This window comes from Catellatospora sp. NPDC049111 (assembly GCF_040648615.1).
In the GTDB taxonomy this organism is placed as follows: domain Bacteria; phylum Actinomycetota; class Actinomycetes; order Mycobacteriales; family Micromonosporaceae; genus Catellatospora; species Catellatospora aurea.
This window is the reverse complement of the sequence record NZ_JBEZEB010000019.1, coordinates 83,458-97,475: the sequence shown is the minus strand read 5'-3', so window position 1 is coordinate 97,475 and position 14,018 is coordinate 83,458. Positions and strand designations below refer to the sequence as shown.

Sequence of the window (14,018 nt, the reverse complement as noted above, 5' to 3'; positions counted from 1 at the left end):
CCGTCCGAGAAAGGAGCAACATCGTGCGTATCCTTCGACCCGTGCTCGGTGCGGCAGCCGCCGCGCTGACCGTCGTGGCCATGACCGCCTGCCCGGCGGCCGCCGCCGACGCCCCGTACGACGTGCTGGTCTTCTCCAAGACCGCCGGTTTCCGGCACGACTCCATCGCCGTGGGCACCCAGGCCATCCGGGACCTGGGCGCGGCCAACAACTTCACCGTCACCGCCACCGAGGACGCGGCCCAGTTCAACGCGAGCAACCTGGCCCAGTACGAGGCGGTCGTCTTCCTCAACACCACCGGTGACGTGCTCGACGCGACGCAGCAGACCGCGTTCGAGAACTACATCCGCTCCGGCAAGGGCTACGTCGGTGTGCACGCCGCCGCCGACACCGAGTACTCCTGGTCCTGGTACGGCAGCCTGGTCGGCGCGTGGTTCGCCTCGCACCCGGCGATCCAGCAGGCCAACGTCAAGGTTGAGGACCGCGGTCACGCCGCGACCGCGCACCTGCCGCAGACCTGGACCCGCACCGACGAGTGGTACAACTACCAGACCAACGCCCGCAGCACCGCGCACGTGCTGGCGACGCTCGACGAGTCGTCGTACAGCGGCGGCGGCATGGGCGCCGACCACCCGCACGCCTGGTGCAAGGCGTACGACGGCGGCCGCTCCTTCTACACTGGCGGCGGCCACACCCAGGCCTCCTACAGCGAGACCAACTTCCGCAACCACCTGCTCGGCGGCATCCGTTACGCGGCAGGGCGCAGCAAGGCCGACTGCCGCCCCGAGACCGGCTACACGCCGATCTTCAACGGCTCGACCACGGGCTGGTCGCAGGCCGGGCCGGGCAGCCTCACCAACTCCGACGCCACGCTGACCACGGTCGGCGGCATGGGCCTGTACTGGTACAGCGCCAAGCAGTACACCTCGTACTCGCTGAAGCTGGACTGGAAGCTGACCGGCGACTCGAACTCGGGCATCTTCATCGGCTTCCCGCCGTCGACCGACCCGTGGTCGGCCGTCGACAACGGCTACGAGATCCAGATCGACGCCACCGACGCGGCCGACCGCACCACCGGCGCGGTGTACACCTTCCAGTCGGCCAACATCGCCGCCCGCGACGCGGCACTCAACGCCGCCGGCGAGTGGAACACCTACGAGCTGCTCGTCGAGGGCCAGCGCCTGCGGATCTACCTCAACGGCGTGCTGATCAACGACTTCACCAACACCAACGCCGCCCGTGACCTGGCCGGCCACATCGGCATCCAGAACCACGGCGCGGCCGACACCGCCCAGTTCCGCAACATCCGCATCAAGGAGCTGGGCACCCCGCCGGTCGGCGACGTGACCGTGCAGGCCGAGTCGTTCAGCAGCCAGAGCGGCGTGCAGGCGTTCACCAAGGCGGGCGCGAACAACGGCCAGACGCTGGGCTACATCGAGCCGGGCGACTGGGCGGCGTACAACGGCGTCAACGTCGGCGGCGCGACCGCCTTCCGGGCGCGGGTCGTGTCCGGCGGCGCGGGCGGCGGCATCCAGGTGCGCACCGGGTCCACCACCGGGCCGATCCTGGGCACGGTGGCGGTCCCCAACACGGGCGGCTGGTCCACGTTCGCCAACGTGCAGACCACGCTGACCGGGGTGCCGTCGGGCAACCAGAACGTGTACCTCACGTTCACCGGGACCGGGACCGGCCTGTTCGACGTCGACGACTTCACCTTCGTGAAGACCGCGACGCCGGGCACCGGGCCGATCAAGGGCCTGGCCGGCAAGTGCCTCGACGTGCGCAGCAGCGGCACCGCCGACGGCACGCAGATCCAGATCTACACCTGCAACGGCTCCACGGCGCAGACCTGGACCCAGAACGGGCAGACCCTGCGCGCGCTGGGCAAGTGCCTGGACATCTCGGGCGGCGGCAGCGCCAACGGCACGAAGATCCAGCTGTGGACGTGCAACGGCTCCGGCGCGCAGAACTGGACCTACCAGTCCTCCGACCAGACCCTGCGCAACCCGCAGTCGGGCAAGTGCCTGGACGTGTTGGGCAACAACTCCGCCGACAGCACCGTCGTGCACCTGTGGCAGTGCATCGCGGGCGCGGCCAACCAGAAGTGGACCATGCCGTAACGCAGGAAGCGGCGGGTCGTCGGCATGCCCGGCGGCCCGCCGCTCATATCCTGTTGCGACGCCGGTCCTGAGATGCGATCATGAGCGCCATGATCTCCTGTGTACGAAAGGGCGTGCGCGCCCTCGCGGTATGACCGCCCCGCGGCACGAACGTGCCGCCTCCTGGCAGCAGGCAGCCGCCGTCCGCGACGAATGGCACGGCCACGGCACGGCCGTCGGACCGACCGAACAGGCCCTCGCCGAACAGGCCCTCACCGAGCTGTATCGCCGAGTCGGCCGCCCCCGACCCGAGTTCGTCTGGGTCCGCTCTCCCCACGAGGCTCAGCCGCTGGTCCGGCACCTGCCGACGCTGCAGGACCTCTACCTGTGGGCCACCGATCCGCCGCCGGGCCGACGTGCCCCGCTGGCCAGTGACCTGGCCGCCTCCCTGTCCAGGCTGCGCGGGGCCATGGACGACCGGATCGCCCCGCCACTGTTCGACCCCAAACCACCCAAGCGGGACAAGGGTCAACCGTGGCCGAACCAGACGGCGGAAGCGGCTCTGGCGTACGGCGTCCCGTTCGTCGACATCGTGCGCCGCCACGTGCGCGAAGCCCTCTACACCTCACTCGCCCACGGCATCTACCTGCCCGGCAAGCGACTGCTGGGCGGCCCGAGCCCCGTCTGCTGGTACGGCCAGCAGGAGGCGCACTGGATCGCCTACTACGAGGTGTGGCGACGGCTCGGCCTGGCCGTCTACGGCACCGCGCTGGACGCCGAACTCGACGGCTGGCAAACGCTCGCCCGCTCGGCCGGCTGGTTCTGGCCCGACGAACAGCGTTGCGTCATCTCCGCCCGGCCGGTCACCGGCACGACCTTCGCCGACGGCTGGACGATCCCCGCCACCGCCTGAAACGAAGGGCATCGTCGGCTCGCGTCAGCGAGACGAGCAGCAGCTCGGCACATCGCTATGCGTTGTGGAAGGTGCCCTTCCCAACACGCCGAGCCCGTCGCGACGACGTGTCCGCCCGCCACGGGGGTGGGCGGGCGCGTCGTCATGGCATCACCAGGGCCGCCGGGCCGCGCCTTCGAGTTCGGGCATCGCGGACCGGTCCTCGGCGGCCAGGACGGTCAGCATCCGCACCGCCTCGTCGAGGGTCGCGTACTTGCCGGTCGACGTGGCGTCCTCCGGGTGCGGGGTCTCCAGCCACAGGCCGTCCTGCTCCCAGCGCATCTGGACCACGGCGTCCGAGGCGCTCACCGCGCACAGCCAGGAGTTCGTCCGCGTCGGCAGGCGGCGCAGCACGTCCAGCACCTCGGGCAGCATCATGGGCACGCTGGGGAACGCGCTCCCGCCGTCCGGTTGGCTCTCGTACGTCACCTCGAGCAGTCCTGGCTCGTCCGGCGCCTGCGGGTCGTCGTCGCCGGTCAGCAGCCGCAGCCCGTCGAAGCGGCCCACGCTGCGGCCGTCGTCGCTGAACAGGCGGGAGCCCTCGCGGCGCAGTTCGACGGGGGCGCCGCCGCCCTCGACCCGCACCGCCACGCCCTTGGGCAGCCAGGGCAGTTCCAGCATGGCCAGCGCGGTGGCGGTCATCCGCGGCGCGAGCCGTCGGCCCTTGGCGGCATGCACCCCGAGTTCCGGTTCGGCCGGGTCGTACGGGGCGTACGCGGCCATCCGGCCATGACGGCGGCGCGCCCAGTCCACGCGTACGTGGATGCGCTGGCCGGGTGACCCGCTCCAGTCGACCCGCAGGCCTTCGGCGCGCAGCGCGGCGACGATCTCCTCGCCGATCTCCGCGGTGGCGGGCTGCCCGATCGGCCCGTAAGCCAGGTACAGCCCGCCGCCCTCGGCGCAGCGCTCGGCATCCTGCTGGTGGTAGAAGACGTAACCGCGGGCCGGCATGGTGTCGTGCACCTGGTCGCCGATCTCGGTCGCGCCGCAGTTCTGGCAGCAGGTGAAGTCCTCACGGGCCACGATCCCGGCCGCGTCGAGCGCCCGGAACGCGTCGGTGAGCCGGTCGCTGTCGGTGCGCGCGGGCCAGTTCCGCTGCGCGTCGAGGTGCGCGGCGAACGCCGGCCCGACGAGCCGCCAGGCCAGCGTCCGCAGATCGTCGGGTTCGGCCTCGCCGTCGAGGCACTCCACGATGTCGTCGACGATCGCCGCACACGGGAAACTGCCCCGGGCCACCGCCCTGCGCGCGTGGTCGGCAGCGGTCCGCGTCAGTTCTTCGTTCTGCACGGACGGCACCGTAGCAGCGCGCCCTCGGCCGCGGACATCCCCTGCGGGAAGGTCTTGTCTACACCGGAGACCTAAGTCTACGGTGTAGACATGAGCGCGACGGCGGCACGGCTGGTGGAGATCGCACGCGAGATCCTGCTCGCGGAAGGCGCTGCGGCGGTGAGCATGCGGCGGGTGGCGACGGCGGCCGGCGTCACCCCGATGACCATCTACCGGCACTTCGCCAACCGCGAGGCGCTGCTGGCGACCATCGCCGACGCCAGCTTCGCCGAGATCGCCGAACGCTGGGCCGCCCGGCCCGCGGCGGCCGACTTCGACAAGCGCGTGACCGAGCTGCTGGACGACCACCTCGACTTCGCGCTCGGCCAGCCGCACCTGTACGACTTCGTGTTCACCGACCCGCGCGAGGGCGCCCGGCGCTGGCCCGACGACTTCCGCGCGGGCGGCTCGCCCTCGATGAACCTCGTCGCCGACGCGCTGACCGGCGGCATCCGCCAGGGCGCACTGCGCGACCAGGACGTGTGGCCGCTGGCCCTGACCGTCGCCGCGCTCATCCACGGCCTGGTCCAGCTGTTCCGCGGCGGCCGGATCGACCTGCCGGAGCCGGACTTCCGCGCACTGGTACACCAACTCGTCGGGAAGGTGCTGGATGGCAACCGAGCTTGAGATCGCGCCCGAGTGCACGCAGGCTCCGGAGCAGGCGGCCCGGGGCAGGGAAAGCGGGCTGGTGACGCTCGCCGTCGCCGTCTCGGCGGCACTGGTGTGGTTCGGCACCGGACTCGAACCCGTGCCGTGGCTGACCTGGCTGGCCCCGCTGCCGGTGTTCGCGGTGGCGGGCCGGGTGTCCGGGCGGGCCGCGTGCACGGCCGCGTTCCTGGCCTGGGCGCTCGGAAGCCTGAACATGTGGACCTATTACACGGTGACCCTGGAGGTTCCGGTCGTCGTGGTGGCCGGGTTCCTGGTGCTGCAGGCGCTTGCCTTCACCGGAGCCGTCGCCCTGTACCGCCTGCTGCTGCGCCGGGGCAGTCCGGTGTCGGCCGCGCTCGCCACACCGGCCGCGTGGGCCGGTGCCGAGTACCTGATGTCGCTGTTCTCGCCCGGCGGCTCGTTCTCCGCCATCGGCTACACCCAGGCCGAGGTGCTGCCGGTGATCCAGGTGGTTTCGGTGACCGGGATCTGGGGCGTCGGCTTCCTGCTGATGTCGCTGCCCGCGATCGCGGCCGCGGTGGCGGCGGAACGCACGGCGTGGCTCCGGCTGCTGTCGACGGCGGCCGTCCTGATCGTCGGCGTCACGGGATACGGCGTGCTGCGCCTGGCGGGTGCGCCGGACGGTCCGAGCACGACGGTCGCGCTCGCCGACGTGCGGCAGTCCGAGGACTCGTTGCCGATCGCGTCCGCCGAGGCCCAGCAGGTCTTGAAGGACTATCTGGACCGGGCGGCCGAGGCCGGCGCCGCCGGCGCCACCGTGCTGGTGCTGCCGGAGAAGGTGTTCAAGGTGACCGAACCGGAGCTGGCCGACCTCGGTCGCAGGATCGGCGACGTGGCCGCGGCCTACCGGATCACGATCGTCGTCGGGCTCACCCTCAGGGACCCGGCCGGCGTGCACAACATCGCGATGGCGTACGGCAGCACGGTCGCGGTGCGGTATGACAAGCAGCACCTGGTCACTGGATGGGAGAACCACATCACGCCCGGGGAGCGGCTCGTCTGGCTGCCCGGCTCGCGCACGGGTCTGGCGATCTGCAAGGACCTCGACCATCCGCAGCCGGCGCGGGGTTACAGCAGGCAGGACACGACCGTGCTGCTGGTTCCCGCGCTCGACTTCGACCGGGACGGCCGACTGCACAGCAGGATCGCGGTGGCACGCGGGGTGGAGAACGGTATGACCGTCGTCCGGTCCGCCGGGCGCGGCCGCCTGGTCGCCGCCGACTCCCGTGGTCGCCTCGCCGCCGACACGGTCACCGGAACGGCGGTCACCGCCACCACGGTGACGGTGCGGGCCGGGTCGGGCGCCACGCCGTATGCCCGGTTCGGGGACTGGTTCGCATGGCTGTGCCTGCTGCTCGCCGCCGTCGGCGTGCTCGGGTCGCGCCGGGTGCGTCGCTGACGGCTGCCGACCAGACTGGCACGGTGCGCCTACGCTGGCGGACGTGGCTGCGGGTGCGCCCTCATCAGGGCAGTCGGGGCGGGAGGTCGTCCTCGCGCTGCCGTTCACCGAGCTGTGGCTGGCCAGGAACAGCCCGGCGCGCCGGGTGCCCAGCCACGGCACCGACCTGATGGGCTCGCGGTACGCGATCGACTTCGTCGGGGTGGACGAGCGCGGCCGCAGCGCGGGCCACCGCGACTGGCGCACCGTGCTCGCCACCGAACGGCCCGACCGCTACTTCGGTTTCGGCCGCCCGATCCTGGCGCCCGCCGACGGTGTCGTCGTGGCGGCGCACGACGGCGAACCCGACCACGCCGGGCGGCGTTCGCAACTGGCCCTGGTGCCGTACATGCTCGGCCAGGCGGGACGGCTCCGGCAGGGGGTGACGGCGATCGCCGGCAACCACGTGGTCATCGAGTTGCGCGAGAGCGGCGCCTTCGCGGCGCTGGTGCACCTGCGGGCGGGATCCCTGCGGGTGGCCGCGGGCGCCTTGGTGACGGCGGGCCAGCAGCTCGCCGACTGCGGCAACTCCGGCAACTCGACCCAGCCGCACGTTCACCTGCAGGTCATGGACAGCGCCGACCTGTCCGTCGCCCGTGGCGTGCCGATGACCTTCCGGCACTTCCGCGAACGGGTCCGCGGCTCCACGCAGTTCCTGATCAGACAGACCGGGATGCCGGGCGAGGGCGCGATCGTCGCACCGCTGGCCGCCACCGACGTGAATCGCTGACGCGCCGGCGGCATCAGGTCGATACCATCGATGCGATGACGGGCAGCTGACACTGGACGTGTCCATCCTGGTCGCCGCGCAACTGTGCGAGTCGGGGCCCGGTCGATCCGTAGTGACGGCCGCTGCCGGGACAACATGTCCCGGCAGCGGCCGTCACGTCACTGCCAGCTGATGTCGCTCGCGCTGTAGAAGCAGTTCACGCCGTCCGCGCCGCTGCCCACGTGGGTGGGCTCGCTGCCCTTCGGGACACCGCCTGTGACGATCCGCCGTCAACGGTGGACTTCCTTACGGCGATCCGACCGCGCACCCTGGGGAACCGAGACCACGACATGCTCGATGTGCTGATGGGCTTCCTGTCAGGGGTGGCACGCCGACGGAAGCTGACCTGTGTCAGCCTCGCCGTGACGGGCCGTTACGGTGGGCGCGTGACCGATCAGGATCTCAAGCCGTTGTTCGCCGCGGCCGCCGCCAACCTCGTCTACAACGCGCCGCTGAGCGAGGAGCGGGTGGCGGACCTCGTCCGGCGGCTGGCCCCGCCGGATGCGGACCGGCGTGTGCTGGACCTGGGCTGCGGCAGTGGCGAGCTGCTCCGCCGGCTGTGCCGCGCGCACGGCGTCGCGGGCGACGGGGTGGAGTACGACCCCGCGATCGCCGAACGGGCCCGCGCGGCGACCACCGGCCTCGACCAGGTCACCTTCCACACCGCTGACGCGACCACCTGGACGCGGCCCGCCGACGTCGTCGTCAACGTCGGCGGCAGCCACATCTGGGACGGGACCGCCCCCGCGCTCGCCGCGCTGCACAAGCTCACCGCAGCCGACGGGCGGCTGCTGTTCGGCGAGGGCTTCTACCGGACCGCGCCCACCGACCAGGTCCGCGAGGCGTTCGGTGACCTGCCCGATCTGGCCGGGCTCGCCCGGCTGGCGGTGGACGCCGGATTCCGGCCGCTGCACGTCGCCGAGTCGACGCTCGCCGAGTGGGACGACTTCGAGTCCGACTGGCGGGCCGGGATCGAGCGGGTCGGCACGCCGCAGGCGCGCGCCTTCGCCGACCGGCGGCGCGAGGAGTATCTCGGCGGCTACCGCGGCGTGCTCGGCTTCGCGTGGCTGATCCTCATGCCGGCCTGACGTCCGGGTGCCGGGCTGGTCTCGGCGCGTTCCTGCAGGTAGGCGTCCAATGCGGCGGCGCCGGACAACATCGCGCGGCCGCGCCAGGCGAGCCGGTCGCGCCAGTCCTCCAGCATCGCCTCCAATGGCTCGACCCCGCCGGCCGCCCGTACCTGGTCCAGCAGGGTGGCGATGTGTTCGAGCAGGTAGCCGCCGCGCCGGAGCTGGTGCGCCAGCCGGGCGTCGCGTACGTCGGCCGGAGTGTAGACGCGGTAGCCGGTCGCCGGGTCGCGCGGCGGGCGGACCACCCCCGCGCGTTCCCATTTGCGCAGCGTGGCGGGTTTGACGCCGAGCTGTCGGGCGAGCGGCCCGACGAACGTGCCTGCAGACCGGGTCACCGCGGGCTCGGCGTCGGCCAGGTCGCGTAGGGCCTGCTCGACGGCGGTGAGGGTGCGCCGGTCCGTGCGCAGCTGCAGGTGGCTGTCGTCGATGACGGCGAGCGCGTCCTCGACGGCGCCCTCGTTGACCGCCCGCATGATCGCCGTCGCGGTCTGGTGGCCGTGTGCCGGGGCCAGGGCCGCGAACGCGCGCAGCGCGTGCACGTGCAGTCCGGTGTAGACGCGGTAGCCGGACGGGGTGCGGTCGGCGGGCGGGAGGATGCCCGCCTCCTCGTAGTTGCGGATCGCCTGGGTGGACAGGCCCTGTCCCCGGGCGAGGTCGACGGGCCGTAGGCGCGGTTCGCTCATGAGGGTGACCCGTCGTTTGAGGGTTTCAAGCCTTTACAGGTGCAGTTCAGCGAGAAAGTTTACACCGTCGGTTCAACGATACGGTTGAAGGCGTAGAACGAACCGGCGAGAGGATCACACCTGATGACCGTCCATTCCGCCCTGTCCGACGCCGGCTGGGCGTTCACCGACGACGCCGGGCCTGCCGTGACCCGGCTGCTCGACACGCTGCCGCGGCGGCCGCGGCTGCTCGGCCTCGGCGAACCCCTGCACGGCGAGGACCTGTTCCTGCGGGTACGCAACCGGCTGCTGCGCCACCTCGTGGAGCACGAGGGCTACCGGTCGGTCGCGCTGGAGAGCGACTGCCTGGGCGGGCTCCTCGTGGACGCGTACGTCGCGGGCGGCCCCGGCTCGCTCGACGACGTGATGGCCCGCGGCGTCAGCCACGGCTGGGGCGCGTTCGCGGGCAACCGGGAACTGGTCGCCTGGATGCGCGAGTACAACCAGGGCCGCCCGGAAACGGACCGGCTGCGGTTCTACGGCTTCGACGCCCCGACCGAGATGATGTACGCCGCGAGCCCGCGTCAGGCCCTCATCGAGGTCCGCGACCACCTGGCGGCCTGGGGCGACCCGGGGCAGCTCCCGGACGACGCCGCCCTGATCGAGGAGCTCGCCGGTGCGGACGGACGGTGGACCGACGAGGCGGCGGCGATGGACCCGTCGCGGTCGGTCGGCTCGTCGCCGGAGGCGGTGCGGCTCCGGCTGCTGGCCGACGACCTGCGGGCGCTGCTGTCGGCGCAGGCGCCGCGGCTGCTCGCCGCCGCACCGGAGGCGGACCGGTGGCGGGCGCGGCTGCACGCAAGCGCGGCCGCGGGACTGCTGCGGTATCACGCGGTCATGGCCGCGCCCTCCCCGGCGCGGTACGCCCGGCTCATGATCACGCGCGACACGATGATGGCCGAGAACCTGCTCGCGATCGAGGCGCGGGAGGCCGACCGGGGGCCGACGCTGGTGTTCGCACACAACGCGCACCTGCAGCGCGAGGAGGGCCACTGGCAAGCCGACTACCTCGACCAGGCGCTGATCTGGTGGACCGCGGGTGCGATCGCGGCCGCCGAACTCGGTGACCGCTACGCCTTCGTGGCCACGGCCGTCGGCGCGATACAGCACCGCGGCCTGGGGGCACCGGCGGCGGACACGCTGGAGGGTGTCCTGGCCGCACTCCCGGACGACCGCTGCCTGCTCGACGGCCGCCGCCTGTCGGCGACGCTGCGAGCTGCCGGAACGGAACCGGTGCGGCGTGCCGACAACACCGACGACCACGGCTACTTCCCGCGCGACCCGGCCCACGTCGCCGACAGCGACGGCATCCTGTTCCTACGCGACGTCCCCACCCACAAGCCCTGACCCCCCGCCCGTCGAAAGGAAGGGCACCTTCACATCGCCATACGTTGTAGAAGGTGCCCTTCCCATCCTGCGGTCAGGGTCACCGCCAGTCGACCAGCGACGCGTCCGGCCTTTCCGGGGCTCGCCGCAGTGCGAGGCCGAGCGTGAGCGCAACGAACGCGCCCGTCACCGCGAGCCCGGCCCACCACGGCAGCGGGAAGTACCCGGCGTGCGGCGCGTAGTGCATAGTGACCTGGGGGTATGCCGTCAGTGTCTGCAGCACCGCGAACCCGGCGGCCGGGGTGAGCCGCAGCAGCCAGTCCGCGACGGCGTCGGGCAGCAGCGGCACGACCACCAGCAGGTACGGCAGCACGAGCCCGGCCAGCAGCACGGTCACCGCGAGCCAGGCCCGCCGCAGCAGCACGCCGAGCGCCAGCGCGAGCACCGCGACGAGCGCGAGCAGCACCGCGGTCCCGACGATGACGCGCAGTTCGGTCAGCGGCCCGGCCGACACGACCGTGAGGCCGCCGTCGCGCAGCAGCTTCGTGCCGAGCGGCACGGCCACCGCCACGGCGGCGAGCCCGCTCGCGAACACGGCCCCGCCGAGCACCAGCGCCCCGGCCGCGAGCCGCCGCCCGCCGGGCGCGGCCCCGGTGGAGCCACCGGCCACGGCGTACCGGGCCGCGGTCACGATCAGGACGAGCACCGCGACGAACAGGCCGACGAGGGTGTCCTTGGGCGTACGGCCGCCCTCGGTGCCGACCGGGCCGATGTCGCCGGACCCGGTCACGGTGAGCGTGCCGCCGTCGGAGATCAGGCCGGGCGCGCGGTGGAACTTCTCCCAGTCGGTGTGGCCGAGTTCGCCGACGGTGTCGGCGCTCCACGGACCGGCCGCCACCCCGCCGGTCGTGGTGACGCTGTCGAACGAGCCGACGGCCTGGGTGAACCGCACCTGGCCGACGCTGCCGCCGAGGCCGACCGGCGCGAGGGTCAGGTCGCCCGGCGAGGTGGCGAACAGGCCGATCCGGACGGTGGCGGGCAGCCCCGCGAGCCGGGCGGTGCCGACCGGTGTCCACGAGACACCGTCGGCCGACTCCTCGCCGGTGATCGTGTCGCCCGTGCGGGTCAGCCGCAGCCAGCGCGGCGACTGCGGGGACACCCCGCCGGGCCGGCCGGCCGTGTCGTGGGTGTAGTCGTGCTGCATCCGTACGCCGTGCGAGCCGGTCATCATCAGCGCGGCGTAGGAGGAGCCCTGCCCGAGGCCGTCCTTGATGATGATCCCGGTCTTCGCCCACGGCACCACCCCGGCGACGATCTCGTCGTGGTCCGGCGGGGGATAGGTGATGGTTCCGGTCAGCGAGGTCAGCCGCACCGTGAGGCTGCCGTCGCCGGTCAGCGGCCGGTGCGCGAAGAAGAACAGGTCGGATACGGGCCGGCCGTCGGGAGTCAGCGGGTCGGTCGGGCAGGGCACCTCGACCGGGCCTTGGCTGCACGAGCCGTGGCTGCCGATCGCGGGCAGCACGGCCAGGGCGATGACGGCCAGCGCCGCCACGAGCAGGGCGGCCATCCGGCCGCGGGACCGGAACGCGGACCATTCGGCCTGGACCAGCGCCGCCAGGCTGGGAGTGGTGCTTTCGTCGGGGGTACTCATGGCCGATGTTCTACGGAGCGCGCGGTAACACGGGCCGAAGCGACGCTGTCATGCCGCCGTTAGGCCGGCCGGGGCATGCTGGTCACCGGCACGACGGCGGGAGGCGCTTATGAGATGGCCGGGCAGGACGGTGGGGTGGCGGTTCACGCTGCTCTACGCGTCGGTGTTCCTGGCGTCCGGGTTCGGGCTGCTGCTGCTCACCAACCTGCTGGCCGCCGGCAAGAGCACCCAGATCGCCCCCGGGCAGCTCCCGCAGAACCAGCCCGACCTCGCCGCGGCTCGGCAGCAGATCCATGACCTGCAGGCCCGGCTGGCGGAGGCCGAGGCGCTGCAGTCCCGGCGGCTGCTGGTCGGCTCGCTGATCGCGCTGGTGGTGATGGGTCTGGTGTCACTCCTGCTGGGCAGGCTGATCTCGGGCCGGGTGCTACGCCCGCTGCGCACGGTCACCGCGGCGACCCGCCGGATCTCCGCCGAGAACCTGCACGAGCGGCTAGCCGTGGCCGGGCCCGAGGACGAGGTCAAAGACCTCGCCGACACCATCGACGGGCTGCTGGCCAGGCTGGAGGCGTCGTTCGCCGCGCAGCGCCGCTACGTCGCGAACGCCTCGCACGAGCTGCGCACCCCGCTGGCCACCATGCGCGCCGCGCTGGACGTCGCCGAGGCCAAGCCGGGGCCGCTGCCCGTGCAGACCGCCGCGCTCGCCGGGCGCGTACGCACCGAACTCGACCGGGTGGACCGGCTGCTCGACGGCTTGCTCGTGCTGGCCCGCGCGCAGCACGGCGCGCTCGGCGACCAGGCCCCGGTGGCGCTCGGTGACCTGGCCGTCGCGGCGCTGGCCGCCCGCGCCGCCGACATCCGGGCCGCGGGCCTGACCGCCGACACCGCCGACGTCACGCCGCGCGCCTGGACCGAGGGCAATGCCACGCTGCTGGCCCGTTTGACACAGAACCTCGTCGACAACGCGGTGCTGCACAACGTGGACGGCGGCTGGCTGCGGGTCGCGGTCACCGCCACCGACGGCACGGTCGCCCTGGTCGTGGAGTCCGGCGGACCGGTGCTGGAACAGTCGCAGGTCGACCGGCTCGCCTCGCCGTTCCAGCGCCTCGGCGCGGACCGCGTCGGCTCCGACGACGGCTCCGGCCTCGGCCTGTCGATCGTCGCGGCCGTCGCCCAAGCACACGGCGGCCGGCTGGAGCTGCGGGCACGCCCGGCCGGCGGACTGCGCGCCACCGTGACGCTGCCCCGCACGCGGCAAGAGGTCGCGGCATGAGGGTGCTCGTGGTCGAGGACGCACGGGCGCTCGCCGAGGTGGTGGCCGAAGGCCTACGGGATCAGGGCATGGCCGTGGACCTGGCGCACGACGGCCTGGCCGCCGCGGCGAAACTGGACGTCAACGCGTACGACGTGGTGGTCCTCGATCGTGATCTACCCGGCATCCACGGCGACACGCTCTGCCAGATGGTCACCGAGCGGGATGAGCGGCCCATGGTGCTGATGCTGACCGCGGCCGTCGCGCCCGGTGACCGGGTCAGCGGACTCACCCTGGGCGCGGACGACTACCTGGGCAAGCCGTTCCACTTCCCGGAGCTGGTGCTGCGAGTACGCGCGCTGGCCCGCAGGCGCCCCACGGCACGGGCCCGGACACTGCGCGCCGCCGGTGTCGAACTCGACCCGGTACGCCGCACCGCCACCCGCGACGGCCGGCCGCTCGACCTGTCGGTGAAGGAGTTCGCCGTGCTGGAGGCCCTGCTGTCGGCGAGCCCGGCGTTCCTGAGCACGGAAGACCTGCTCGAACGGGTCTGGGACGAGCACGCCGACCCGTTCACCAACACGGTCACCGTCACCGTCGGCCGGCTGCGCCGCAAACTGGGCAGCCCGCAGGTCGTCATGACCACACCCGGTGTCGGCTACCGCATCGCCGATCCCTCGGCCTAGC

Annotated in this window: 12 protein-coding genes; 9 read left to right on the top strand and 3 right to left on the bottom strand. The window is 72.7% G+C overall.

The genetic code is table 11. The annotated features are described in order from the left end of the window. Positions 1 to 80: 80 nt before the first annotated feature. Both AB0B66_RS24615 and AB0B66_RS24610 read left to right on the top strand, forming a co-directional pair. Positions 81 to 2,120 (top strand): ThuA domain-containing protein, encoded by a 2,040-nt coding sequence (locus tag AB0B66_RS24615; protein WP_360534290.1) that lies wholly within the window; start codon positions 81 to 83, stop codon positions 2,118 to 2,120. Between the two features lie 130 nt (positions 2,121 to 2,250). Next, a complete protein-coding gene (locus AB0B66_RS24610) occupies positions 2,251 to 3,012 on the top strand; it encodes a hypothetical protein (RefSeq protein WP_360534210.1) in 762 nt (253 codons plus the stop codon). A 150-nt stretch (positions 3,013 to 3,162) separates the two neighbouring features. Here AB0B66_RS24610 and AB0B66_RS24605 read toward each other — a convergent pair whose 3' ends face one another. After that, positions 3,163 to 4,338 carry a hypothetical protein gene (locus tag AB0B66_RS24605; protein WP_360534208.1) on the bottom strand — a complete coding sequence of 392 codons (1,176 nt, stop codon included), beginning with the start codon at positions 4,336 to 4,338 and terminating at the stop codon, positions 3,163 to 3,165. Between the two features lie 90 nt (positions 4,339 to 4,428). Between AB0B66_RS24605 and AB0B66_RS24600 the strand changes: the two genes are divergently transcribed. The 4 genes from AB0B66_RS24600 to AB0B66_RS24585 all read left to right on the top strand — a co-directional run bounded on the left by AB0B66_RS24600 (position 4,429) and on the right by AB0B66_RS24585 (position 8,341). Continuing rightward, positions 4,429 to 5,004 carry a TetR/AcrR family transcriptional regulator gene (locus AB0B66_RS24600; RefSeq protein WP_360534206.1) on the top strand — a complete coding sequence of 192 codons (576 nt, stop codon included), beginning with the start codon at positions 4,429 to 4,431 and terminating at the stop codon, positions 5,002 to 5,004. Beyond that, on the top strand, positions 4,988 to 6,445 hold the full coding sequence (locus AB0B66_RS24595) for a nitrilase-related carbon-nitrogen hydrolase (protein ID WP_360534204.1): 1,458 nt from the start codon (positions 4,988 to 4,990) through the stop codon (positions 6,443 to 6,445). The genes AB0B66_RS24600 and AB0B66_RS24595 overlap by 17 nt, the downstream gene beginning before the upstream one ends. 43 nt (positions 6,446 to 6,488) lie before the next feature. Beyond that, positions 6,489 to 7,214: a M23 family metallopeptidase gene (locus tag AB0B66_RS24590; RefSeq protein ID WP_360534202.1), complete on the top strand. Its 726-nt coding sequence runs from the start codon at positions 6,489 to 6,491 to the stop codon at positions 7,212 to 7,214. A 425-nt stretch (positions 7,215 to 7,639) separates the two neighbouring features. Further along, a complete protein-coding gene (locus tag AB0B66_RS24585) occupies positions 7,640 to 8,341 on the top strand; it encodes a class I SAM-dependent methyltransferase (RefSeq protein ID WP_360534200.1) in 702 nt (233 codons plus the stop codon). Here AB0B66_RS24585 and AB0B66_RS24580 read toward each other — a convergent pair. Then, positions 8,293 to 9,066 carry a TioE family transcriptional regulator gene (locus AB0B66_RS24580; RefSeq protein ID WP_360534198.1) on the bottom strand — a complete coding sequence of 258 codons (774 nt, stop codon included), beginning with the start codon at positions 9,064 to 9,066 and terminating at the stop codon, positions 8,293 to 8,295. The two genes, AB0B66_RS24585 and AB0B66_RS24580, sit on opposite strands and share 49 nt — an antisense overlap. Positions 9,067 to 9,189: 123 nt before the next feature. Between AB0B66_RS24580 and AB0B66_RS24575 the strand changes: the two genes are divergently transcribed. After that, positions 9,190 to 10,452: an erythromycin esterase family protein gene (locus tag AB0B66_RS24575; RefSeq protein WP_360534196.1), complete on the top strand. Its 1,263-nt coding sequence runs from the start codon at positions 9,190 to 9,192 to the stop codon at positions 10,450 to 10,452. A 79-nt stretch (positions 10,453 to 10,531) separates the two neighbouring features. On the opposite strand, the gene AB0B66_RS24570 is transcribed toward AB0B66_RS24575, so the two are convergent. Then, entirely contained in the window at positions 10,532 to 12,082 is a 1,551-nt protein-coding gene (locus tag AB0B66_RS24570) for a hypothetical protein (RefSeq protein WP_360534194.1), read from the bottom strand. Between the two features lie 109 nt (positions 12,083 to 12,191). Here AB0B66_RS24570 and AB0B66_RS24565 point away from each other — a divergent pair, with 109 nt between their 5' ends. Next, positions 12,192 to 13,352: a HAMP domain-containing sensor histidine kinase gene (locus AB0B66_RS24565; RefSeq protein WP_360534192.1), complete on the top strand. Its 1,161-nt coding sequence runs from the start codon at positions 12,192 to 12,194 to the stop codon at positions 13,350 to 13,352. Beyond that, the gene (locus tag AB0B66_RS24560) at positions 13,349 to 14,017 is read left to right on the top strand and encodes a response regulator transcription factor (protein WP_360534190.1); all 669 of its coding nucleotides are present in this window, start codon (positions 13,349 to 13,351) and stop codon (positions 14,015 to 14,017) included. The genes AB0B66_RS24565 and AB0B66_RS24560 overlap by 4 nt, the downstream gene beginning before the upstream one ends. The last annotated feature ends 1 nt before the right edge of the window (position 14,018 follow it).